This is a genomic window from Acinetobacter sp. CAU_H_29a_1 (genome assembly GCF_058599505.1).
Map to the genome: position 1 here is coordinate 1,392,696 of NZ_CM178655.1, position 24,785 is coordinate 1,417,480.

A 24,785-nucleotide genomic window follows, 5' to 3' on the forward strand; every position below is an offset into this window, starting at 1 on the left:
CTATAAATCTCGTTCATTCATTTAGGCGTTCGTTTGAACGAGAAAAAGAATATACGAGATTTATAGATCGATCATTCGTCAACCTTATTAGGGTGTGTTGACACTTTTAGCTTAAAAAAATAGCGAAGTAGTAAAATCAAATCGCCAAACCCAATTTTACTATTCGCTATGCCTCGTACCATGCTGACAGATCAACACTGGCAAAAGTTGAAAGTTATTCTGCGTAATTTATCCATTCACCACAACTCAAATTTACGCAATTTTATTGAAGCTATTCTCTATAGAATTAGAACAGGCTGTCCGTGGCGAGATATTCCTTGTTGTTTTGGTCATTCAAACTCTATTTTCAAACGTTTTAATCGTTGGTCAAGCAGCGGTAAGTTACTTAGATTATTCAAATTATTAGCCTCATGCCCCGATATGGAGTGGATTTTTATTGATGGCTCTCATGTACGTGCTCATCAACATTCTGCCGGCATAGCGAATCAATCTATTTCTAAAAGTGTAGGAGGAAACTCCTCAAAAATACATTTGATTGTTGATGCACATGGCAATCCTATTGATTTCATGATTACCGATGGAACCACACATGATGTTAAAGTTGCACCTGATTTAATATCAACATTAGATTTAAAAGAGACAAAAGTGGTATGTGCAGATAAAGGCTATGATTCAGAACCACTGCGTGAACAGATCAGGAAAACAGGGACTAAAGCGAATATACCAAAGAAAACAAATAGCCAATCGAACAATGACCATATGGACTGGTATTTATATAAAATCAGGCATTTAGTTGAAAATATGTTTTGTAGATTAAAGCAATTTAGAGGAATAGCTACTCGATATGACAAGCTCAAAAGAAATTATCAAAGTTCTGTTGCTTTAGCCTGTATATTTTTATGGCTACCTTTATAGGGTTAATTATGAACAGTAAATGTCAACAGACCCTAAATGCTATATCGCATAAGTTTAAATTTTGGCTTTGAGTCGATTGGGAAAATCGAGCAAGTCGATACTCAGGCCTTCATCATTTAAAGGCCATAATGAGGTATTCACCGCTACGCTGTGCTGATGAATGCGATTGTATTTATCTGCAGCAATGAGCGTGGCAATCTCATGATTCGAAAGGGTATAAGCATTGACAACATCGGCTGGATATTGAGTACGGTCATAAAACTCAGCTTCCGTTTCCCCTTGGTGCAGTGCAAAAATACGTTCAATTGCAGGCAAGTAAACGCCATAGCCTAACCATGCATCAACGCCCTGAGAAGCCTGAATTTCTGCGGTTCCCCGCATATTTGAGATGACTTTGGCGAGTATGTCTTTTTCACCTTTGGTATGAAAATACTCAATATATTGTTGTTCTGTCGGTTGAAATTTTTCAAGTGTTGGAAGAAATTTATTAATCATGCTATTCCCCAGTAGAACATTCTATGTGGTTTCATTATAAGAAAACAGAATACCATAATTAATTTATGGGATTTTAATCATTTTGGATCTAAAAATTAAAATAAGCTACGTGCTTACAAAGAAAATTAATTGAAATCTCTTTTTTTTAAAAAATTGACTGACAAATATTGGCACTATATTGGTGCAAATTCAAATGTATAACTCATCATTATTTTTCATAAATTCAAGCCCTGTCACAGAACTTTTACTTTTCGGACTTTAGTTTTAATGTTTATAAAAAATATGTTCTGAAGTGACAAATTATGTAAATTGAATATCAATAGAAAATAGTGTTAAATAATTAAGTTTTTGATTTATATAAATTATTAATGATTTTTAATTTTATTTTTGACTTTTTTGGGGGGAGATGTGAAAAGTGTGAATGAGTTCTTGTATTGCAAGCTAAGTCTTTGTGTTGTAACGCTGATGCTTGCTGCATGTGGTGGTGGGGATGGCGATTCGGCAGAAGCTGCACCTGAAGTTATTGAAAGCACATTGGGGTATTTTGACTACGATGCAAACTCAAAAACACGTGTGATACGAAATGATTTAATTGGTAGCTTTGAGGCGATGTTGCAATTTGGTCAGAGTCATGTGGTTGATCCAAATGGTAATGAAAGTAAAAAAATGCCACATTTAACGATGGAAAAAGAGGCATTGTTATTGGTTACACCCAGTCAAGCAATGGGAACAATCGAGATGCTGAGTGCAGACATCTATATGAATAACCAATGGTTAAGAACTATTGAATTGGCTGATCCAACACACATTCCTCAGTCTGATCAAACTAATACTGATGACCGTCCGCGTGTGCAATATAGTAAGCGCGCGTGGAGTGCTCGACTCAATTGGATGAAATACGTCCAGGTTTGCGTATTCAGATCAAAGATTCTCTTGGACGTCAGGGGCAAATTGCGGAAGACAAAATTGATTTTGCCTCTCCGGGAGAGTTGGTCTTAAACAATATTCGTATCGGTATGTTAACGGCTCCTCCTGTTTCCAATGGTCACTATATGCTGAATGATCCTGTTCGGGCAGGTTCAGATTACTTTCAAACGATTCCAGCTGCTGAAATGACCGTTGCAAAATATGATGATATTCAGTTAGATCGCGTCATGATTGCCGACGGGACGATTTACGATACGGCAAGTGCCAGCCAAGGCGGGGTTTATGAGGGTGACATGCGTGAAAACGTGGGGAAGTCGACATTTAGTGTAGGCATTAATCTAGCAAACTGGGGAATTACCAGTGCTTCGATGGTAAATCAAGATCAACCACAATTAACCCAAACCGTAGTTGCACACCATAGCCGTGGAAAATATGCCAATGGAGAAAGTAATCATGGCTTAAGTGGTGGTAACGGCATGCTAACGTTGTATGATTCGGTTGGGAATGAATTTAGTCATGAAATTGGACACCACTATGGATTGGGGCATTATCCTGGGCAGGAGAAGGGTAATGATTTCTGGACCTCTCATCATGCGGATAGTGGTTGGGGTTACATTCCCTATCGCAATATGATGCGGGGTAATTTGATTTGGAATAATAAGGATTTATGGGCTACTTCTACAGGAATTGCAAATTTCTTAGCTTTATATCCACATAGCCGAGATGCAATGTCTGGCGGTTATGCATCAAGCTCAGTTTCACGTTATACCCACTATACGGGCTATAGCACTTATTTAAAAATTCAACCGCACTTTAACCGTTATGTGTGGGACAAGACTTCACCGACGGGTTATAAAAAATGGAATGAAGTCACACGGCAGATGGAAGTGGCTCAACCTACTATGCCAGATTCTGCTGCACCTGTTTGGTATCAACCAAAGCAAAACTATTTACGCCCACGTGTCTTTGGTGAGCCTGTAGTGACTATTTTGGGTGGCTATGACCCTGTTGCAAAGGTTGGGCTACTCTATCCTGCGGCACGTTCAAATTGGGGCAATGTCTATGATTTACCCGCTGCAAATACGGCGTTAAATCAGGATGCATGTTGGTTGAATGTACAGTATCCAAATACAGTGACCAATATTGCACTGGCTCCGACACGATTAGGTAGTAATGCCAATAAATTGCATGTCAATTTAGCGCTTGCAGATCATCCTCAGAAAGTTGATTTATATTGTAAGCAGGTCAATGCTGCTGCCAAATTATTATCGACTACAGTGATTCCCCAATATGCTATGGCTATTACGCCTGCAGTTAAGATTGGGAAAGCACAGGGTTATAAAGCCTTACGCGATGTGGAGTTGCCTCTACTTGAGCAAGAGCTACTGAATCAAGCGGCGAACAATATTATTGTTTTGTCACCAAACGGTTTAATGCTTTATCAGGCTTATAAGTCATATAAAAATGAGATGAGTTTGGCTGCACAGCAGGTACTTGAGCGTTATGAAGAGCAAGAAACTAGGTGGATGCGTTTAAATCGCTGGGTAAATGTTTATTATGATGATTTAGCCAAAGATGTACCTGCTGCGATTGATGCACTCAATGCTTTTATCAAACAGCTAGGTTTACAACAAGATGATCCACTTGCACAAAGTACTTTGTTGAAAAACAACAAAAACTGTTTAAAAACGGAGTTAACTGCGAACAAAAAAATGGATGTTTACATTAGTGGTCCGTCGGCTTGTACTGCTGATGATACTGAGCAGTGGGTTTATGACAGTTTAGGACGTATCCATAGCAAAGCGGCTATGGGACAATGTTTAACGGGTAATGGAGGAAGTGCTAAAGTCACCTTGACTGACTGTGTGGCGAATAATGCAGCACAAGTGTGGTCAATGGATGCGACGGCGTCTGCCATTAAACAATCAGGACAGTGCTTAGACTTAAACTCGGGTAGTTTGGTAAATAACCGTCAGATTGCAATTCGATATGGTTGCTCTGGAAATAACAATCAAAGATGGACAATGCTGAATCAAAATACAAGCTTGATTTTGGCTGGGGCAACCTCAAAAAACATGGGTATTTTAGTGAAAAACTTGAAAGCTCAATCTTTGAATTAAACCACTGCTCATCTGGCAAATGATTCAACATAAAATGAAAAGAGCTCCCTAAAGGGGCAATGCTGTTCACTTAAGCAATTGAAGCGTGGCGGAGTTTGTTAGAGAATCCGATGTCGGGTTTGGCATTGGATTTTTTATGGTGTTTCAGCAGGATCTTCTCGACCTCAACAGTCTGTTTAACTTCTCGGATCTGAATACATTTACTCATAATATCCCCATTGAGTGGGTTGAATCTGCACTTAAATTGAGCAGTTCGGCTACTATCCGCAGGCGACGCTTGCCCGCAGATCAGGTTCTTTGGCTGGTTCTCGGAATGGCGATTTTTCGTGATGAGCCTGTCCATGAAGTGGCAAGAAGACTAAATATTTGCGCTCAAGGACTGGCCTCTCTTGACCTGTTGGCACGCAGCGGGGTAACTGAAGCACGTAAGCGTTTGGGTGCAGATCCTGTGGAGTGGCTGTTTCGCCAGACAGGTCAGCACTGGGGACATGAGCGTTACCCAGATGATCAATGGCAGGGGCTTCAGGTCTTTGCTGTCGACGGTGCACTCTTGCGAACCCAAGATACAAATGATCTTCGTGAGCATTTTGGCTCAGGGAATACTTCCACGCAGCGCCAGACGCCATTTCCGATGCTACGGCTCGTCGCACTGATGAATGTGCGCTCGCATATATTAGTCGATGCGCAGATCAGTCCCTATCGCCGGGGGGAGATTCCTCTGGCGTCGAAGTTTCTCAGCCAGATTCCCGATCATTCGATCACCTTGTTTGACAAGGGTTTTTGGAGTGCGGACTTATTGCTTTCACTCTCGATGCAGGGTCAAGGTCGTCACTGGTTGATTCCGGAACGCAAAAATCTGAAAAGTGAGGTGATCGAGACGTATGCAGAAGATGACGTGCGGGTACGGATGAAAGTATCACCCCAAGCAAGAAAGAACAACCCGATGCTCCCCGAATACTGGGAAGTCAGGCAAGTCAGTTATGCTGTGGATAAGGGACGAATAAAGACGGTTCTGACCTCGCTGCCGGCCGATCAGTATCCTGCAAAGGATATCGCTAGACTCTATCAAGAACGCTGGGAAATCGAATTAGGTTTTCGGGATATCAAAAGCTCGATGCAGCATAATGCCATCACGCTTCGCAGCAAGACAGTAGAGCTGGTTTATCAAGAGCTGTGGGGTCTATTGCTGACCTACAATATTATCCGGCGAGAAGCGGCATTTGCAGCGGTAGCCTTTGGGCGTTCACCTTCGGATATCCGTTTCAAGCCTGTATGCCAGTACATAGCCGTTCAGCTGATCGTGATGGCGAATGCCAACCCATTATCAAGAACTGGCAGGCGGCTATCGGAGCTGAGATCAGGGATAGGTAGCCTGTTTCTGGAAAGGCGTTCGAGGGCAACAACACCCCGAACGGTTAAGATGTCAAAAACCCGTTATCCAGTAGATCGAAATGCTGCTCCTCTTAAGTGAACAGCATTGCCCTAAAGGGGGCTTTTTTTGTAAGTAGATGTTCTTATGGGTGCTAGAGAGCGCTTGCTAAATTTTATTTGGGTTTTAAACCGTATTGTTAAGTATAGATGTACTGAAAAGGGTGTGCGTAGTGTGAAAATTCAAAAAATAGATACAAAAAAAGCCCTTTAAAAAGGGCTTTTTTTAATGCATAAATTAGTTAGCTAAAGCTTTAACTTGTGCATTTAAACGGCTCTTATGACGAGCAGCTTTGTTCTTATGGATGATGCCTTTATCAGCCATACGGTCGATTACTGGTACAGCAGTTTTGTATGCTTCAGAAGCAACTGCATAATCACCAGCAGCGATAGCAGCTACTGTACGTTTGATGTAAGTACGAACCATAGAACGTAAGCTTGCGTTGTGTTTGCGTGCTTTAACGTTTTGACGAGCACGTTTTTTAGCTTGAGCAGAGTTTGCCACTCGTGCACTCCTTGAAATAGATTGGTCTGGGCGGGCTGAAATTCAAACTGAAAACCACATCAGAAGAACAATCACCAGCCCGTAAACAAGTGGCATATTTTGATTAATATACGCAGTGAAGTCAAGTCTTGACATGCTTTGACTATATTTAAGATACATAAAAATTCTAAAGAAAAGGTAAGATTAGCCATCTGCATGGGAGTTTGTATAAAAATGACACAAAATATAGAACAAGCGATTGTGATTGGAGCAACGGGTTTGGTGGGCTTAAACCTGATTCAACAATTACAACAACTGCCAAGTTGTAGCAAAATACTGGCTGTGGTCAGAAAGCATAATGTGCAGCTCGATCACTATGACAAAGTTCAGCAACTGGAGCTGGATGATTTTTTATTACTTAACCATGAAGATGTTCATGGCTACAGTCATGCTTTTAGTTGTTTGGGGACGACTTTAAAGAAAGCTGGCTCAAAAGAGCAGTTTTATGCCATCGACTATGTGGTGAATGCACATTTTGCTGAGTTGTTTGTTTTGACCAAAACGCATTATGTGTTGATCAGTGCCTTGGGTGCGCAAGCCAATTCAAAAATTTTCTATAATCGCGTCAAAGGTGAGCTTGAAGAGACTATTCGAGGACTCGATTTATATAAGGTCAGTATTTTGCAGCCATCCTTACTGATCGGACAGCGTAATGAAGGTCGCATGTTGGAAGATATATTCCAAAAGGCTTATACCAAACTATCGCATTTTATACCAAAGCATTTTAAATATAAGCCAGTGACAGCAGAACAAGTGGCTCATACTATGGTCGAGGCTGCCCAAACGCAGACCGAGAAATTTGAAATATATGATAATTTACGCATACAAAAGACAAAATGAGGGGAAGTGTGGTGACGACAGCATTTGTGACATGCGATTTATTGGATGATCATCCTGAACTTGATTTACAAGTGGTCAGCCCATCGATGGATGGTAAGTTCTTTAGGAGCTATGGTGCACGTAAAACCTTTGGTGGTGAGGTGGTTACGGTTAAATGCTTTGAAGATAACTCTCGGGTGAAAGAGCTGTTAGCAACAGATGGTACGGGTAAAGTATTGGTTGTGGATGGTGGCGCTTCGATGCGCTGTGCCTTGATGGGGGACTTAATTGCAGAGTCAGCAGTCAAAAATCACTGGAATGGTGTGGTGATTTATGGCTGTGTCCGTGATGTAGATGCCATTGCTGAACTGGATTTAGGGGTGCATGCTTTAGCTGCTATTCCACAAAAAAGTAATCGTAAAGGTGTAGGAGAAGTTGATATCAGCCTGCATTTTGGTGGTGTCACCATTCAATCAGGTCATTATCTCTATGCGGATAATAACGGCATTGTCATTGCAAAAGAAAAACTGGTCGATGAATAAGTACCAACCAGACTCATAACAAGATCAACAAAAGATATGGACGTGTAATATGGTGAAGCATCAAATTAAAGTGATTCAGGCTCTTTTTTCGGGGCTTGCGCAAGGTGGACGTGGTGTAACAGGAACGCCGCATCCTAAACAACCTGAGCAACCTTTAAAGCTCTATGAGTTTGAAGGCTCGCCATATTGTCGTCGTGTGCGTGAAGTACTGACTTTGTTGAACTTAGATTATGAAGTGTATCCATGTCCTAAGGGTGGAACTAAATATCGCCCTTTGGTGAAACAGTTGGGTGGGAAAACCCAATTTCCTTTTTTACTCGATGAAAATACAGACACTAAGCTATACGAGTCTGAAGATATTATTCACTACTTGTTTGAACAATATGGTCGCAGTGGTAGAACACCGAAAAAGTATGCACATTATCCCAAAACACCTTATGTTGCTTATGTCGGGACATTGGTAAATGGTGCGAGTGGAGTGTGGGTCAATAAGAGTATTAAAGATCGCGTAGCGCCAGAACAGCTGTTACAACTTTGGGGATTTGAAGCCAGCCCTTATACTCGGATTGTCCGTGGTTTGCTGACCGAGTTGGAGCTCCCTTTTAAGTTTCATAATGTGCCTAAAGAACGTTGGCAAGATCAAGGCCCAGCAGTACTGCGTTTAAAGCCGGGCAAATATGTACCTTTGGCAGGTGGAAAGCGTGAGCAAGTCATGCAGGTGATGGGGCGTGATATTCAAGTGCCATATTTGGTTCATCCGAACACTGAAACAGCTTTGTTTGAGTCGGCAGATATTGTTGCTTATCTCAAGCAGACCTATGCAGCATAAGAAAAAGGCATCTCTTAGAGATGCCTTTTTTAATTCCTAAGCATTGATGTTTTATCGGGTTGATCTGATTTTTTGTCATTACAATGGAATGATGAATTGTATTTATCTTCAGCTATTATAAAAATATTCATCATTTGGCTGATACAACGACACACATTCAAACATCCGTAGCATTGAGGAAACGTGTAATTTCTAGAGAGAATTTGAGTGGTTCACTCAATAAAGGCGTATGCCCGGATTTTTTAAAGACCACTGTTTTTGCATGCGGTACGCTTGAGGCAATCAGCTTTTGTCCTTGAGCGGCATAAAGCTTTGATTCTTCACCAATAAAAAATGTAGCTGGTCGGTCAATCTGGCGGAGCGCACCGCGATAGTCTTCTTGATGGTCAAGATAATTTTGAATGTACCAAGCCATATAGTCTAAACGCTGGATCGGGAGCATGAATTTTTGTAAGTGGGGCTGTTGAAATGCTTTTTGAAATAAAGCCGCCGTTCGAGATGGTGTGGCTTGTAGTTGAATAAAAGCCAACCATTGATTAACCAGTTCGGTGCGTATGGGTGCTGTTAAGTCTGAAACCAAACGATACTGCGCATTTTGAGCCAATAGGTCTGCAATGTTTTGTAGGATGGCTTTGAAGTCAGCATGCTTTTCAGCAAATAAACCATGTGGCCAGTCTGTATCTACGCTAATCTTGGGAGTTTGGTCAATGTGTAAATAGCTACTGATATGGTCTTGAAAGCGACCATATTGCATACCATGCATGGCTGTCGTGGCGCCCATAGAGTAGGCAATCACATGGAATGCTGTATCAGCATATTGATTTAGAAAGCAGTTTAAATCTTGCCAGTGGCTGGAAATTGCATCCAGTGTGGGAATTTTGCACTGTGCTGAACCACCAAAACCCCGCCAGTCAGGAATGTAAAAGCGGTACTTTTTACGGTGTTGATATAAAAAAGGCAGCCATTGCCAACTTTGCATCCCTAAGCCAGATAAAACCAGTACAGGTGTGCCTTGTCCAAATTCTCGAACATAGAGTTTTTCGCCATCTGGCATCAGGTAATGTGGCATGGTCAATCCTTTGCGTGGTTTTTTATTTTTCGAAGTTTTTAAGTGCTGGAATCATGGTCTCTAGCCACTCAATCCAACCACATTCTAAGTTAATTCCAAGTTGTAAAATCATTCTATGAATATATAAGGTACGATCATTTTCTTCAGCATGGCCAAAATCTTTGGCAAAAATGCTTTGGTAAATTTGTAGTTTTTCTTTGTGTAAGATGAGATGTCGTTCAAGTTCAGGCAAAACCGTGTTGCCGCCAAGCTGAGCTTCAACACGCAGTCTCACCATCAGTTCTTCACGGAGCTGGGCAGGTGGGCTTTGTTTTACAAGCCAGTCGGCAAGTTCTGTACGTCCGAGCTGTTCTGCTTGATAGGTTTTTTTACGCGAGGTTGCACCATCATCTTCTATCGTTGAAATCCAGCCTTTGCTCTGCATCGCGCTGAGTTCTCTATATATTTGTTGATGTGTTGCATTCCAAAAGAAGCCCATTGAACGGTCAAAACGACGCGCTAACTCAATACCTGTGCTTGGTTTTTCAATCAAACTGGTCAATAAAACATGAGCTAATGACATTTCGGTAATATTTCGCAAATAAAATGGACGTAGAGTCATTATGCAACATGTTGCATAAAAAACAAATCTCGATTATAAAGATAAACATTATGCAACTTGTTGCATTAAATAATTTGATCTAACCTTGTATTTAAAATACCAGCCAGCGAAAGCACGCCAAGGAGTACACATGTCTAATTATCCGCATTTACTTGCGCCTTTAGATTTAGGCTTTACCACATTAAAAAACCGCGTATTAATGGGATCTATGCACGTTGGACTTGAAGAAGTTGAAGGTGGTTATGATCGCATGGCGGCATTTTATGCAGAGCGTGCCGCTGGCGGTGTAGGGCTAATCGTAACAGGTGGTATTTCACCGAATGATCATGGTGTGACTTTTCACGGTGGTTCTAAGTTAGATACTTTAGAAGAAGCGGAAAAGCATAAAGTCATCACACAAGCCGTACATGATGCGGGTGGTAAAATTGCATTACAGATTTTACATACTGGTCGTTATTCTTATCAGGCTGAAAACGTTGCACCTTCTGCAATTCAAGCACCGATTAACCCTGTAAAACCCCATGCTCTTACTTCTGCTGAAGTAAATCAGACTATTGCGGACTTTGCCAATTGTGCAAAATTGTCACAAGTTGCTGGCTATGATGGCGTTGAAATCATGGGTTCAGAAGGCTACTTAATCAATGAATTCATTGCGGCACGTACCAACCATCGTGATGATGAATGGGGTGGAAGCTATGAAAATCGTATTCGTTTCCCGATTGAAATCGTAAAACGCACTCGTGCAGAAGTGGGTGAAAACTTTATTATTATTTATCGTCTTTCAATGTTGGATTTGGTTGAAGGTGGTTCGACTTTAGAAGAAGTGATTCAGCTTGCCAAAGAAATTGAAAAGGCGGGTGCAACCATTATCAATACAGGTATTGGTTGGCATGAAGCACGTATTCCAACGATTGCAACCAAAGTGCCACGTGCGGCATTTACATGGGTGACCAAGAAGCTAAAAGGTTCGGTTCAAATTCCTTTGGTGACGTCTAACCGTATTAATACCCCTGAAATGGCTGAACATGTTTTGGCTCAGGGTGATGCGGATATGGTGTCGATGGCACGACCAATGCTTGCAGATGCTGAGTTTGTACTCAAAGCAGAGCAGGGTCGTAGTGATGAAATCAATACCTGTATCGGCTGTAACCAAGCATGTTTAGATCATATTTTTTCGATGAAAATTGCAACATGTTTAGTCAACCCGCGTGCATGCTATGAAACTGAACTGATTTTTAAAGAAAGTGCAGAAAAGAAAAATATTGCGGTGATTGGTGCTGGGCCTGCAGGTTTGAGTTTTGCGACTTATGCCGCTGACCGTGGACATCAGGTGACTGTTTTTGATACAGCAAATCAAATTGGTGGTCAGTTTAATATTGCGAAGACTATTCCCGGTAAAGAAGAGTTTTACGAAACACTGCGTTATTTCAAACGTAAAATTGAATTACAACCGAATATTAAATTGGTGCTGAACCATACTGCAAGCTATGAAGAATTAAGCCAGTCTGAGTTTGATGATATTGTGGTTGCAACGGGTGTGACTCCACGTGAGTTGACTATAGACGGGATTGATCACCCGAAAGTGTTGAGCTATATCGAAGTTCTACGTGAGCGTAAGCCTGTCGGTAAAAAAGTCGCGATTATTGGTGCGGGTGGTATTGGTTTCGATACAGCAGAATACTTAAGCCATGAAGGTGAAAGCGGTAGTTTAAACCCACAAAAATTCTATGATGAGTGGGGAATTGATACCAGCTATGCACATGTCGGTGGCTTAAAACAGCCAGTCTTGGAGCAGTCAGATCGTGAAATTTACCTTCTACAGCGTAAAGCGAAGGCAGTCGGTGCAAGCTTAGGTAAAACCACGGGTTGGATTCACCGCACAGGGTTAAAACATCGCGATGTAAAAATGATTGCAGGCGCAAGCTACGACAAAATTGATGATCAAGGACTACACATTACCGTCAATGATCAGCCAATAGTGTTAGAAGTGGATAATGTGATTATTTGCGCAGGCCAAGAATCTTACACAGCCATGTATGATCAGTTAAAAGCAGATGGTAAGAATGTGCATTTAATTGGTGGTGCAAAAGAAGCGGGTGAGTTGGATGCAAAGCGTGCAATTCGTCAAGGTGCTGAATTGGCTGCAACTATTTAAAACATCATCATTTTTAAATCAGTTGAATAAATTGTAAAGAGGTCCCTCTCCTTTAAGGAGGGGGGATGAGAGGTGTTGTCAAAAATATGAGTATTTTTTCTCATCTCTGCCTTTTCTAGAGGGACAAACTGTCTTCATTTAATCTATTAAAGTCATTCAAATTCATAAGGATAGAATAATGAGCATAGCAATAACAAAACAAGCACTGCAACGTTGGCATGAGATGATCAGCAACCGTGATATGAGTACTTTGAGTGAACTCTTGGCCGAAGACGTAGTGTTTCGCTCTCCTGTGGCGTTTAATCCTTATCCGGGTAAGCAAGTGGTTTTTTTTATTTTAAGTAATGTGATTCAGGTTTTTGAAAACTTTACTTACCATCGTGAGTTTTTTACAGAAGATGGTTTAAGTGTTGTCCTTGAGTTTTCTGCCAATGTCGGCGAAAAGAAACTCAAAGGGATTGACATGATTCGTTTTAATGAGCAAGGTCAAATTGTAGATTTTGAAGTGATGATCCGTCCTAAATCTGGGCTAGAGGCCTTAGCTGTACAAATGGGACAGCGAATGGCAGCTTTTGCACCTCAAGCTGGATGATAAACGTGTGACTTGTTATTTATAGTTAGGCACGAAAATTGATGCATCACCAAGAAAGATAGGAAAAAGAAGGTACTGATATGAATGCTGTGTTCAGTTTGCTAAACCAATTAAGCCAAACGGCGTGGGATCGAGTGACTGGTGCGGAACAACCGAAGCTCTATATTAACCCACAAGGGCAAATTCAAGAGACTGTTGGGGCGCTTACACAGCTTCAAGAAAAGTATCGACCAACGCCGTGGTTATCCAACACGCATGCCCATCTTTTGTATTTTGATGTGATTCGCAAGCGTCAGATTCAATTGGAATACGATCATTTTGATCAGTTAGAGATGCAAGATGGTGGGGTCACTGGCATTATGTGGTTCGGTTATGACTTGCCTGAAGTGACGCCAACGGTTGTGGTTATGCATACGATTACGGGCTCTCCTGAAAGTATGCGTGAAGTGGTGCGTGACTTAAATCGTTATACAGGTTGGCGCGTTGCACTGTGCTTACGCCGTGGACATGCAGACCTTCCAATGCCTGTACCCAAAATGAATCTTTTCGGTTCAACCGATGATTTACGTGAGCAAATTGCCTTTATTCAAAGCACATTTCCAAGTTCAACGTTGTATGCGGTAGGCTCTTCTGCAGGAACGGGGCTTTTGGTGCGTTACTTAGGCGAAGAAGGGAGTCAAACCCCTTTTAAGGCGGCCTTTGCGCTGTGTCCAGGCTATAACACCGAGTTAGGTTTTGTAAATGTGCATCCCTTTTACAGTAAAGTCATGACTAAGAAGCTGTTTAAGAAATTTATTTTTCCCTACCAGCAAACATGGCAACAAACAGCGTCTGTGTCGCAAGTCTTAATGACCAAAACCTTGGCTGAGTTTGAGTCGAGTTATTATGAAATGGCGGGTTATGTGGACTATGACAGTTATAACCAAGCTACAAATCCAATTTATGTATTTGAAAATGTCACCATTCCATTGCTGATTTTAAATGCAGAGGATGATCCTGTCTGTCACATTAAAAATTTTGAACCGTATAAAGACATGATCCGTCAAATGCCGAATATTGCCGTTGTGACCACCAAAAAAGGCAGCCATTGTGGCTTCTATGAAGGGGCTCTTAATACAGAGTCTTGGGCAACCAAGCTGATTGCGGACTTTTTGAAATTGGAACAACAAAAACACTAAATATAAAAAGACCTACAGCAGTGTAGGTCTTTTTTTGTTTAGTTCAGTATTCTAAAAGCTTAAATGGCTTCACAAGCTTTCTTGCTAAGACCGAACTTCATTTGCAGTAAGACCAAGATCAAGGCCATAAAGCTGAGTGCGGCACCTGCATACGAAACCGCTGCATAGCTGAGTTGCATACTCAGTACTGTTGCACCTGCAAAGGCACCTAAGGCATTGCCTAAGTTAAAGGCACCAATGTTAACTGAAGAGGCAAGCCCAGGCGCATCTGCTGCGACCGACATGACGCGCATTTGCAGTGGCGGTACTACCGCAAATGCCGCCGCACCCCAAATCACCAAGCCAATCGCTGCACCAACGGTTGTTTGTGCTAATACTGGGAAAACAAGCATCATCACCATCAAAAGTACAAGGAAGCCAATCAGGGTTTTCTCTAGGGATAGATCGGCAAACTTTCCACCCAAATGATTACCAATGGAGAAACCAATTCCGATTAACACCAACATCAAGGTGATGGTTTGCGGTGATGCCTGCATAAATACGTGTAGGCTCGGAGCAATGTAGGTATATAACGCAAACATTGCGCCCGCGCTCATGACTGTGGTTAATAAAGCAAGGACGACAGGCGCACGTGTTAAAACGCGCAATTCTTTTGCTACATTCGGTTTAACCACATCGTGATCTTGCGGGAGCGCTTTCCATAGCGCCAACATGGTTATAATGCCTAAGATTGAAATAGCAGCAAAGGCCATGCGCCAACTGGTATTTTGACTGAGCCACGTCGCAAGTGGCACACCGCCAATATTGGCAATGGTGAGCCCCATAAACATCATGGCGACCGCACTGGCTTGTTTGTCTTTAGGCACAACACTGGCTGCCACCACCGAACCTAAGCCAAAGAATGCACCATGGTTTAAACTGGTAATTAAACGTGCACTCATTAAGCTCATATAATCAGGTGCAACGGTTGCCAACACATTCCCAATCGTGAAAATAGCCATCAATAGGATTAAAGCTGTTTTCTTAGGAAAGCGTGCCAGCCATAAGGTCATGAGCGGAGCCCCAATCATGACACCTACTGCATAGGCACTAATCAGCAGTCCGGCTTGTGGAATTGAAACGGACAAATCGTTGGCAATTTCAGGCAAAAATCCCATGGGTGAAAACTCGGTGGTTCCAATGGCAAAAGCACCCACCGCAAGCGCCAAAAGTGGAAAATTAATTTTCATAGCGATGCTCAATCCCAAATCGGTGCTAATCCTTCAGGATTAACTTCACGTTGATTTCGGTCTAATTGCGTAATTTCCATCATTTCTTCACTCGACAGTTGAATCTCTTGTGCCTTTAAGTTGGACATCAAGTGTTCACGTTTGGTTGAAGATGGTATGACTGCAAAACCACGTTGTAAGGCCCAAGCTAGGCTAATTTGTGCCGTCGATACTTGATGTTGCTGCGCGATGTGCATTAAAACAGGATCATTCAAAACCTTACCGTAAGCCAGTGTCATATATGAAGTGACATCAATGTTTTGAGCTTGGAGAAAATCAACCAACTTATGGTTTTGTAGGTAAGGACTGAGTTCAATTTGGTTGGTTGCGATGTTTTCTAGCCCAATACTCTCAATCGCCTGTTGAGTCAGCTCAATATTGAAGTTAGAAATACCAATGTGTTCGGTCAAACCTTGTTGTTTCGCTTCCAATAAGTTCTGCATGAGTTCTGTAATGTTTACACCTGTACTTGGGGCAGGCCAGTGGATCAAGGTTAGATTCACTGCATCGGTTTTTAGTTTATGCAAACTTTCTTTTAAGCTTGGAATCAATTTTTCTGCTGAGTAATTTTCCGTCCAGATTTTTGTGGTGAGAAAAAGATCGTGACGATTGATACCACTGAGTTCAATGGCTTGACCAACTTCGGCTTCATTACCATAGATTTGAGCAGTATCGACCGCACGATAACCGACTTCTAGTGCAGTTTTCACAGACTCAATGACAGTGTCACCTGTTAAACGGAAAGTACCTAGGCCGAATTGAGGAACGATATTCATTTTTTACTCGATAACTTGTTTCATGGAATGAGGCTATTTTGTAGAAAAAAGACTTGCTTAAAAACTGGGTAATTTGCAAAATATTATTGACTATTAATCAATAATTACACATGAAATCAACCATAGAAGAATTAACGGCTTTTGTGAGCATTGTTGATAGTGGCTCTATCGTCAAAGCTGCGCAGCAATTGGATCAAACCACATCGGGTGTCAGCCGTGCCTTGCAACGTTTAGAGTCAAAGTTGAATGTGACTTTGCTAGAGCGAACGACACGGAAGCTCAAGTTGACCTATGAAGGGCAGCAGTTTTTGGCAAAGGCACGTAAAATTTTACTCGATCTGACCGAAGCTGAAGAAAGTCTGCAAAATAATGATGCTGAGTCATCTGGTTTAATTCGGATTGATTCAGCAACGCCTTTTGTGCTGCATGTGATAGTGCCGCTGATTGAAGAGTTTATGCAGCGCTATCCAAAAATTGATATAGAAATTACCAATCACGATCAGGTTATAGACTTACTTGAACATAAAACCGATGTCGCGATTCGGTTTGGTGAGTTAGCGGATTCCAGCTTACATGCCAAGCTGCTTTGTAAAAGCCGGTTATATATTGTGGCTAGTCCTGTTTATGCGCAAAAACATGGTCTACCTAAAAATGCAGCAGAATTAAGCTCACATACTTTGCTTGGCTTTAGCCAGCCTGCACATTTAAATACGTGGCCTATTCAGTTGGAGGATGAACCTTTAACTATTCAGGCCAAAATTAAATGCTCAAATGGAGAAACGGTTCGTCAGTTGGCATTGCAAGGGGCAGGGATTGCCTGTTTGTCACGTTTTATGGTTGAAAAAGATATTCAGGAAGGGCGTTTTGTAGCTTTGTTTGAAAATGAAATAAAAATACATGAACAGAAAATACATGCAGTTTATTATCAGCAAAATTATGTGCCAAAGCGTATTCGCTTGTTTATCGACTTTCTTGCAGAAAAATTAAAAGCTTATTTATAAGCCAGCAATAAAAAAACCCGATATCAATCGGGTTTTTTTAATCATCTAAATATTGATGATTAGTTTTCTAAAGCTGGTGTCGCTGCTGCAATGGCTGCTGCAACCGCATCATCTTCAGTTTGCGTATTTGGATTTGTATTACTTGGACGTGCCTGCGTTGGTTTTTCTTCAGCTTTAGGTGCTTCTGCTTTAGGTGCAGGCTCTGCTGCTGGAGCAGGTGCTGGTGTTTCACGACGGATCTCAGTAGTTGTATTCGGTGTTTCTTCGCGAATCACTTCAACTTGCGCTGGAATCTCAGGCTCAGACGCTGCTAAAGGTTGAAGTTCAACAGTTTGTTGTTGCTCTGTAGTAACGACTTCAACTTGTTCTTGTTCATCTTCTTTAGGCGCTTCTTTCTTTACACATGCTGTTAATAGTAAGCCTGCTGCAATGGCACCACAAATTAAAAGTTTTTTATTCATAATTACATAAAATCGAGTGTTTGAAGGATTGCGCCATTATAACAGCAAAATGCAAGATGAAAATCCTATGAACTTAGCTTAATTTTATTTGCCAAATGCTGATAGAATATCCAATTGTTTATTGTTCTATGAATTGATGCGGATTGACTTTGCTTTATTGGTACAAGGTAAAGTAAAATTGCGCAACATTGCAGGCCGAATTAGGCTCGATTGTACGAGAAACCCAATGACCCATTTTATTTTCGTGACTGGTGGTGTAGTTTCATCACTAGGTAAAGGTATTTCAGCTGCTTCAGTTGCTGCGCTTTTAGAAGCCCGTGGATTAAAAGTAACCATGGTAAAAATGGATCCATACATTAATGTCGATCCAGGGACTATGAGCCCGTTCCAACATGGTGAAGTTTTTGTCACAGAGGATGGTGCAGAAACCGATTTAGACTTGGGTTATTACGAACGTTTCTTGCGTCGTGCGAAAATGACCAAGTTAAATAACTTTACTTCTGGTCGCGTATACCAAGACGTTTTAAATAAAGAACGCCGTGGTGACTACCTTGGTGGAACTGTTCAAGTTATTCCACATATTACAGACAACATCAAAGAACGTGTACTTCGTGCAGGCGAAGGTTATGACGTTGCTATTGTTGAAATTGGCGGTACAGTAGGTGACATCGAATCTCTCCCATTCATGGAATCTGTACGTCAACTTATGGTTGAACTAGGTCATAAGCGCACTATGCTTATGCACTTAACTTTGCTTCCATATATCAAATCTGCGGCAGAGTTGAAAACTAAACCAACTCAGCACTCGGTAAAAGAATTGTTATCGATTGGTATTCAGCCAGACATTTTAATTTGTCGTACTGAATATGATGTTGATGCAGACACGACCCGTAAAATTGCCTTGTTCACAAACGTTGAAGCACGTGCAGTTGTGGTGTGTAAAGATGCGCGCAGCATTTACCAAATTCCGCGTACATTCTATGAACAAAATGTTGACGACTTAATCTGTGAACGTTTTGGATTCAATGACTTGCCTGAAGCTGATTTAACAGATTGGGACAATGTTGTGGAAGCACTACTAAACCCTGAATACACGGTTCGTGTTGCAATGGTTGGTAAGTATGTTGAACTTCCAGATGCGTATAAGTCTGTAAATGAAGCGCTTTTACATGCGGGTATTCAGAATCGCGTTAAAGTTCAAATTGACTATGTCAATGCTGAAGAACTTGAAAGCCAAGATGTCAATGAAGTATTGAAAGATATGGATGCAATCTTGGTACCGGGTGGTTTTGGTGAACGTGGTACTGAAGGGAAAATGCAAGCGATTAAATTCGCACGTGAAAACGGTGTTCCATTCTTGGGTATCTGTTTAGGTATGCAGTTGGCTGTGATCGAATATGCACGTAATGTCGTGGGTATTAGTGACGCGAGTTCGACTGAATTCAACCGTTCGACTAAGTCTCCATTGATTGGTCTAATCACTGAATGGTTAGATGAACGTGGTGAAGTTCAACAGCGTAATGTTGACTCTGATCTTGGTGGTACGATGCGTTTGGGTGCTCAAAAATCAGAATTGGTTGAAGGCACTAAAACACGTGAAGTGTATGGTTCAGCAGATATTATTGAACGTCACCGTCACCGCTATGAGATGAATAACCGTTTTATTCCAGCGCTTGAAGAAGCTGGCATGAAAATTTCGGGCTATTCACCTGTACAGCACTTAGTAGAAACAGTTGAAATTCCTCAACATCCTTGGTTTATTGCTGTACAATTCCACCCGGAATTTACAAGTTCACCACGTGATGGACACCCATTATTTGCTAGTTTTATTGATGCTGCGAAAGCACAGTACAAAAAAGCGAAGTAATTTGGGTTAAGCAATCAACTAGGAAGTTTAAATGTCACAATTAAAACCACAAGAAATTGTACGTTTAGGCGATATACAAATGGCAAACCACTTGCCATTTGTACTATTCGGCGGCATGAACGTACTTGAGTCTAAAGATTTGGCTTTTGAAATTGCAGAGACTTATGTCGATATCTGCAAGCGTTTGGAGATTCCTTACGTATTTAAAGCCAGTTTTGATAAGGCCAACCGTTCAAGCTTGAACTCGTTTCGAGGACCAGGCCTAGAAAAAGGGATTGAGTGGTTAGCTGACATTAAAAAACATTTTAATGTACCCATCATTACTGATGTACATGAACCTTACCAGGCTGCACCTGTAGCGGAAGTTGCGGATATTATCCAACTTCCCGCTTTCCTAAGTCGTCAGACTGATTTGGTTGAAGCGATGGCAAAAACTGATGCCATCATTAACATCAAAAAAGCACAATTCCTTGCACCACATGAAATGCGCCATATTTTGCATAAGTGTTTAGAGGCAGGGAATGACAAGCTCATTATTTGTGAACGTGGTTCGGCATTTGGTTACAACAATTTGGTTGTAGACATGTTGGGCTTTGACATCATGAAAGAAATGAATGTCCCTGTGTTCTTTGATGTGACCCATGCGCTTCAAACTCCGGGTGGTCGTGCAGATTCTGCGGGCGGTCGCCGTGCGCAAATCACGACACTTGCTCGCGCGGGAATGGCAACAGGTCTAGCAGGTTTATTCTTGGAAGCGCATCCTGACCCAGAAAAAGCCAAGTGTGATGGACCATGCGCATTGCGTATGTCTCAACTTGAGCCTTTCTTGGCGCAGCTAAAAGAATTGGACACCTTGGTTAAAGGTTTCAAAAAGCTAGATACACACTAAATTATAAACTCATTGATGCCATCTAAAGCATCTCGTTATTAATCAACTGAGGAATTGTTCATGAGCCAAATCGTTGACATTCGTGCACGTGAAATTTTGGACTCTCGTGGTAACCCAACCATCGAAGCAGACGTAATCTTAGCATCTGGCGTAGTTGGCCGTGCATGTGCACCATCTGGTGCTTCAACTGGTTCTCGTGAAGCTTTAGAACTTCGTGATGGCGACAAAGCACGCTATTTGGGTAAAGGTGTTAAAACTGCAGTTAACAACGTAAACACGATTATCCGTGATGCTTTAGTGGGCAAATCAGTATTTGAACAAAAAGACATCGATAACACGATGATCGAACTTGATGGTACTGAAAACAAAGAAAAATTGGGTGCGAATGCAACTTTAGCTGTTTCGCTCGCTGCTGCACGTGCTGCTGCTGATGAAAAGAAAATTCCTCTTTTCCAATACATCGCAGACTTACGTGGTCAAACCATTTTGACTATGCCTGTACCAATGATGAACATCATCAATGGTGGTTCACATGCAGACAACAATGTGGATATTCAAGAGTTTATGATTGAACCTGTAGGCTTCACTTCATTCTCTGAAGCATTACGTGCGGGTGCTGAAATCTTCCATTCTCTAAAATCAGTTTTAAACAAAAAAGGTTTAAACACTGCTGTAGGTGATGAAGGTGGTTTTGCGCCGAACTTACGTTCAAACGAAGAAGCAATCACAGTTATTCTTGAAGCGATTGGTCAAACTGGCTACAAAGCGGGTTCTGACATTATGCTTGCGCTTGACTGTGCATCTTCAGAATTTTACAAAAATGGTCAATACATTCTTGCTGGTGAAGGTAATAAAGCATTCACAAGCAACCAGTTCTCTGACTATTTAGCGGGCCTTGTAAACCAATATCCAATAATCTCTATTGAAGATGGTCTAGATGAGTCAGATTGGGAAGGTTGGTCTTACTTGACATCAATCCTTGGTGACAAAATCCAGTTGGTGGGTGATGACTTGTTCGTTACAAACCCGAAAATCCTTCAACGTGGTATTAATGAGAAAGTAGGTAACTCTATCTTAATTAAATACAACCAAATTGGTACGTTGACTGAAACTCTAGATGCAATCTATCTTGCGAAAGAAAATGGTTACTCTACTGTAATTTCACACCGTTCTGGCGAAACTGAAGATTCTACGATTGCTGATCTTGCGGTGGGTACTGCGGCTGGTCAAATCAAGACAGGTTCACTGTGCCGTTCTGACCGTGTAGCGAAATACAACCAATTGCTTCGTATTGAAGAATTGACAAATGCTGCTTACCGCGGTAAAGCTGAGTTTAAAGGTTTAAACTAAGCGACTGATGTCAATGTTCAATGTATTCGACTCGTTGATGAGTAAAGTACTACTAGGCCTTGCGATCATTTTGATCGCAGGGTTTCAGTATTTATACTGGTTTGGTGAGGGTGGTTACCAAGACCATTTACAACTCACACAAAAAATCCAACAACAAACTGAAATTAATAACGACTTAAAAGAACGTAATCGCGTCTTGGCGGCAGAAGTGTATGATTTGAAAAATGGTATTGAAGCCATTGAAGAGCATGCGCGCTTGGACTTGGGTTTAATCAAACCTCGAGAAACGTTTATTCAAATGAGTACCATCAGTACTCAATATAAGCCTGTTTATATTGATCCTAACGCCCAAATTGATTTGCGAACCAATGAAGACGATGAGCCTGAAACCCCTCCAGCTACCCCATAAATTGTGGGCTATTATTCCTGCTGCTGGCTCGGGTAGTCGCTTTTCTAAAACTGAACTAAAACAATATCAAATGATTGGACAAAAGACCGTACTTGAACATACGGTTTTACGTCTTAACCAATTGCCTTTACAGGGCTATGTTTTGGCGATTGGTTTAGATGATGATGTCGCTCAAAGTTTGCCTTTTACCAACATGGAAAAAGCACATTTTTGTGAAGGTGGTGCTGAGCGTGTAGACTCAGTGCTCAATGCGCTAAATTATCTTTCCACAATCGCTGATGCTGACGACTGGGTCTTTGTCCATGATGCAGCTCGTCCATGTGTCACGCAGGATTGTTTATTCAAACTGGTTGATACTGCTATTCAGTCCAATACAGGGGCGATTTTAGCTATTCCTGTTAGAGACACTTTAAAGCGTGTGATCGCGGCGCAAGATATTCAAGAAACGGTTGACCGTTCACAGCTTTGGCAGGCACAAACCCCGCAGATTGCTAAACTGGGGGTACTGAAGAAAGCAATTGAGCATGCACTAGAGGCACAAGCCTTAATTACTGATGAAGCTAGTGCTTTAGAGTTTGTAGGTGAAAAGGTTCAAGTCGTACAAGGGCGCTCCGATAATATTAAAATTACCTATCCAGATGACCTTGAGCTTGCGCGCCTGATTTTGGCGGCACAATAAAAATTATTTAGATTTATTGAGCTAAAACTACAGAAATATGGGTTTGAATGATGTTATCTAAAACACTTTGAACTTATAATTTGCCCTGTCTTTAGCTCATTCAATTTACGCAAATGATACCATCACAGCAGTATCGTTTTTTACGTCAGTCTTTACGTGACGGTAGAAGCATTAAACATGACTCATCTCGCTGGGCTAAATTACATTTAGATCCATGGCTTTTATGCTTTCTGATTTTAAATGCCGTGTTGGGGTTGTTGGTCATTTATAGTGCTTCAGCACAAGATATGGGCATGGTGTTTCGCCAAGCTACGAGCTTTGCTGTGGGCTTTATTGTGATGATTATCTGTGCGCAAATCCCACCCAAAGTCTATCAGGCCATTAGTCCTTACTTTTTCATCTTTGCTGTAATTTTAATGGTACTGGTCTTGGTGGTGGGGGAAACCCGCATGGGGGCCAGACGTTGGATTAGTCTACCCGGTATTGGTAGCATGCAGCCTTCGGAGTTTATGAAGTTTGCTATGCCTTTGATGATGGCGTGGTACTTTGCAGGCCGCGCATTCCCGCCTAAGTTTATGCATATTGTGATTTCGTTGGGCATTATGATATTGCCATTTTTATTGGCGGCTTTACAGCCCGACTTAAACCTAGGTCTCTTGATTCCTGGTGTGTGCGTCATTTTCCTCAGCGGTATCTCTTGGCGGCTCATTGCTTTGGCCTGTGGCGCATTGGCTGTTGTGGCTCCCTTACTTTGGATGTTCTTTTTGCAAGAGTACCAAAAAAAGCGAGTGCTCACTTTATTTGACCCAGAGTCGGATGCATTGGGTGCCGGTTGGAATATTATCCAATCCAAAATTGCCATTGGTTCAGGTGGTTTAATGGGGAAGGGATTCACGGAAGGCACGCAGTCACATTTAGGGTATTTGCCTGAGCACCATACCGACTTCATTATGTCGACGTATGCGGAAGAGTTTGGCTTTATTGGGGTGTTCTTGCTGTTTAGTTTGTTTGCGGCCATTATCATTCGTTGTTTGATTATTGGTATGAATAGCTTCCATAATTTTGGGCGTTTATACGCGGGTGCTGTGGGCTTAACGTTCTTCTTCTTTGTATTGTTAAACTCGGGGATGGTGAGCGGGATTTTACCTGTAACAGGTGATCCATTGCCACTGATGAGTTATGGTGGAACCGCGGTGATTACCATGCTGGCCAGCATGGGCATCGTGATGTCAATTCATACTCATCGCTAAAGTCTAAAAGAATCAAGCCAGCGATATTGCTGGCTTTTTTGTGCTTAAAATAACAAGAAAACTCTAACGGTTTTTTGATCTTTATAAAGCACCATATTGCTGCCATGTTTCGCCTGTATGCAGGCTGTCATAATAGTTTTGCAGAGTGTTCAAGTCATGGTATTGCGTATAGGTCAGTACTAAAAGCCCAAAAATTAAAGCTGCCTTCAATAGATTTAAACGCGAATGTTGCTGTGGAAAATAGCCTAAGCTAAGTAAGGTGAGTATGACTGAGGGAAGAATGGCAATACTTTCATGCTGAGAAAGAAGCCTCCAATGATTGAGATAAATCAGAATTAGAATGAGTCCAATCAATCCCATGTAGTTATAGATCTTTTTATTTGCAGATGCTTTAAAAACAGTAATTGTTTGAAATATTAAAATCAGACTACTGAAAAGGTATGCGCTTTTTCCACCAATAATCACACTATAGATTGCATTGAATAGGCAATAAGCCAACAACACGGATAGTACGAAAGCATAGAGTTTGGTATAGAGAATGTGTGAAAAGGGGAGAATCTGTTTCATAATTTGCTCTATTGAAAACTCACATCATATTAAAAGAGGATTTAAAGCTTAACA

The 24,785-nt window shown here is 41.5% G+C and carries 22 protein-coding genes and 2 pseudogenes; 16 read left to right on the plus strand and 8 right to left on the minus strand.

The window, feature by feature from the left end:
- Positions 1–168: 168 nt before the first annotated feature.
- A pseudogene (locus AC4MDD_RS06895) lies at positions 169–934 on the plus strand (IS5-like element ISAba31 family transposase).
- Between the two features lie 35 nt (positions 935–969).
- Here the strand turns inward: AC4MDD_RS06895 and AC4MDD_RS06900 are convergent.
- Positions 970–1,410 carry a hypothetical protein gene (locus AC4MDD_RS06900; RefSeq protein ID WP_010326978.1) on the minus strand — a complete coding sequence of 147 codons (441 nt, stop codon included), beginning with the start codon at positions 1,408–1,410 and terminating at the stop codon, positions 970–972.
- Between the two features lie 465 nt (positions 1,411–1,875).
- Here AC4MDD_RS06900 and AC4MDD_RS06905 point away from each other — a divergent pair.
- Positions 1,876–4,457, plus strand: a pseudogene (locus tag AC4MDD_RS06905) (M66 family metalloprotease).
- 136 nt (positions 4,458–4,593) lie between these two features.
- Positions 4,594–5,928: an IS4 family transposase gene (locus tag AC4MDD_RS06910; RefSeq protein ID WP_201953753.1), complete on the plus strand. Its 1,335-nt coding sequence runs from the start codon at positions 4,594–4,596 to the stop codon at positions 5,926–5,928.
- 195 nt (positions 5,929–6,123) lie between these two features.
- On the opposite strand, the gene rpsT is transcribed toward AC4MDD_RS06910, so the two are convergent.
- Positions 6,124–6,390: a 30S ribosomal protein S20 gene (rpsT, locus tag AC4MDD_RS06915; RefSeq protein ID WP_004696602.1), complete on the minus strand. Its 267-nt coding sequence runs from the start codon at positions 6,388–6,390 to the stop codon at positions 6,124–6,126.
- Positions 6,391–6,603: 213 nt separating this feature from the next.
- On the opposite strand from rpsT, the gene AC4MDD_RS06920 reads away from it, so the two are divergent.
- From AC4MDD_RS06920 to AC4MDD_RS06930, 3 genes are read left to right on the plus strand one after another with little or no spacing between them, the layout of a single operon-like run.
- Positions 6,604–7,269, plus strand: a complete 666-nt coding sequence (locus AC4MDD_RS06920) for a Rossmann-fold NAD(P)-binding domain-containing protein (protein ID WP_491882452.1) — start codon at positions 6,604–6,606, stop codon at positions 7,267–7,269.
- 8 nt (positions 7,270–7,277) lie between these two features.
- Positions 7,278–7,790, plus strand: a complete 513-nt coding sequence (rraA, locus tag AC4MDD_RS06925; protein ID WP_279746812.1) for a ribonuclease E activity regulator RraA — start codon at positions 7,278–7,280, stop codon at positions 7,788–7,790.
- A gap of 49 nt (positions 7,791–7,839) precedes the next feature.
- Positions 7,840–8,619, plus strand: a complete 780-nt coding sequence (locus AC4MDD_RS06930; RefSeq protein WP_491882453.1) for a glutathione S-transferase N-terminal domain-containing protein — start codon at positions 7,840–7,842, stop codon at positions 8,617–8,619.
- A gap of 157 nt (positions 8,620–8,776) precedes the next feature.
- Here the strand turns inward: AC4MDD_RS06930 and AC4MDD_RS06935 are convergent, their stop codons facing one another.
- A complete protein-coding gene (locus AC4MDD_RS06935; RefSeq protein ID WP_491882454.1) occupies positions 8,777–9,688 on the minus strand; it encodes an alpha/beta fold hydrolase in 912 nt (303 codons plus the stop codon).
- A 22-nt stretch (positions 9,689–9,710) separates the two neighbouring features.
- Entirely contained in the window at positions 9,711–10,250 is a 540-nt protein-coding gene (locus tag AC4MDD_RS06940; protein WP_010326972.1) for a PadR family transcriptional regulator, read from the minus strand.
- Positions 10,251–10,419: 169 nt separating this feature from the next.
- On the opposite strand from AC4MDD_RS06940, the gene AC4MDD_RS06945 reads away from it, so the two are divergent.
- From AC4MDD_RS06945 to AC4MDD_RS06955, 3 genes are all read left to right on the plus strand, one after another.
- Positions 10,420–12,444, plus strand: coding sequence for an oxidoreductase (locus AC4MDD_RS06945; RefSeq protein WP_491882455.1), 2,025 nt, complete (start codon positions 10,420–10,422; stop codon positions 12,442–12,444).
- 178 nt (positions 12,445–12,622) lie between these two features.
- Positions 12,623–13,036, plus strand: coding sequence for a nuclear transport factor 2 family protein (locus tag AC4MDD_RS06950; protein ID WP_078388785.1), 414 nt, complete (start codon positions 12,623–12,625; stop codon positions 13,034–13,036).
- Positions 13,037–13,116: 80 nt separating this feature from the next.
- Positions 13,117–14,214: a YheT family hydrolase gene (locus AC4MDD_RS06955; protein WP_195728061.1), complete on the plus strand. Its 1,098-nt coding sequence runs from the start codon at positions 13,117–13,119 to the stop codon at positions 14,212–14,214.
- Between the two features lie 59 nt (positions 14,215–14,273).
- On the opposite strand, the gene AC4MDD_RS06960 is transcribed toward AC4MDD_RS06955, so the two are convergent.
- Together AC4MDD_RS06960 and dkgB are read right to left on the minus strand one after the other, a co-directional pair.
- Positions 14,274–15,443, minus strand: a complete 1,170-nt coding sequence (locus AC4MDD_RS06960) for an MFS transporter (protein WP_279692059.1) — start codon at positions 15,441–15,443, stop codon at positions 14,274–14,276.
- A gap of 8 nt (positions 15,444–15,451) precedes the next feature.
- Positions 15,452–16,258, minus strand: a complete 807-nt coding sequence (dkgB, locus tag AC4MDD_RS06965) for a 2,5-didehydrogluconate reductase DkgB (protein ID WP_279692057.1) — start codon at positions 16,256–16,258, stop codon at positions 15,452–15,454.
- 110 nt (positions 16,259–16,368) lie between these two features.
- Between dkgB and AC4MDD_RS06970 the strand changes: the two genes are divergently transcribed.
- Positions 16,369–17,259, plus strand: a complete 891-nt coding sequence (locus AC4MDD_RS06970) for a LysR substrate-binding domain-containing protein (RefSeq protein WP_491882456.1) — start codon at positions 16,369–16,371, stop codon at positions 17,257–17,259.
- Positions 17,260–17,318: 59 nt separating this feature from the next.
- Here AC4MDD_RS06970 and AC4MDD_RS06975 read toward each other — a convergent pair whose 3' ends face one another.
- Positions 17,319–17,720, minus strand: a complete 402-nt coding sequence (locus tag AC4MDD_RS06975) for an internalin (RefSeq protein ID WP_087526770.1) — start codon at positions 17,718–17,720, stop codon at positions 17,319–17,321.
- Between the two features lie 226 nt (positions 17,721–17,946).
- Here AC4MDD_RS06975 and pyrG point away from each other — a divergent pair, with 226 nt between their 5' ends.
- From pyrG to rodA, 6 genes are all read left to right on the plus strand, one after another.
- On the plus strand, positions 17,947–19,587 hold the full coding sequence (gene pyrG / locus AC4MDD_RS06980) for a CTP synthase (protein ID WP_004696627.1): 1,641 nt from the start codon (positions 17,947–17,949) through the stop codon (positions 19,585–19,587).
- 31 nt (positions 19,588–19,618) lie between these two features.
- On the plus strand, positions 19,619–20,476 hold the full coding sequence (gene kdsA / locus AC4MDD_RS06985) for a 3-deoxy-8-phosphooctulonate synthase (RefSeq protein ID WP_005401052.1): 858 nt from the start codon (positions 19,619–19,621) through the stop codon (positions 20,474–20,476).
- A 60-nt stretch (positions 20,477–20,536) separates the two neighbouring features.
- Positions 20,537–21,826, plus strand: coding sequence for a phosphopyruvate hydratase (gene eno / locus AC4MDD_RS06990; protein WP_004696631.1), 1,290 nt, complete (start codon positions 20,537–20,539; stop codon positions 21,824–21,826).
- 7 nt (positions 21,827–21,833) lie between these two features.
- Entirely contained in the window at positions 21,834–22,235 is a 402-nt protein-coding gene (locus AC4MDD_RS06995; protein WP_010326966.1) for a septum formation initiator family protein, read from the plus strand.
- Entirely contained in the window at positions 22,195–22,914 is a 720-nt protein-coding gene (ispD, locus tag AC4MDD_RS07000) for a 2-C-methyl-D-erythritol 4-phosphate cytidylyltransferase (protein WP_491882457.1), read from the plus strand. Before AC4MDD_RS06995 ends, ispD begins: the two co-directional genes overlap by 41 nt.
- A gap of 113 nt (positions 22,915–23,027) precedes the next feature.
- Positions 23,028–24,164, plus strand: coding sequence for a rod shape-determining protein RodA (gene rodA / locus AC4MDD_RS07005; RefSeq protein WP_491882458.1), 1,137 nt, complete (start codon positions 23,028–23,030; stop codon positions 24,162–24,164).
- An 81-nt stretch (positions 24,165–24,245) separates the two neighbouring features.
- Here the strand turns inward: rodA and AC4MDD_RS07010 are convergent, their stop codons facing one another.
- Positions 24,246–24,731 (minus strand): hypothetical protein, encoded by a 486-nt coding sequence (locus AC4MDD_RS07010; RefSeq protein WP_348928760.1) that lies wholly within the window; start codon positions 24,729–24,731, stop codon positions 24,246–24,248.
- Positions 24,732–24,785 lie beyond the last annotated feature (54 nt).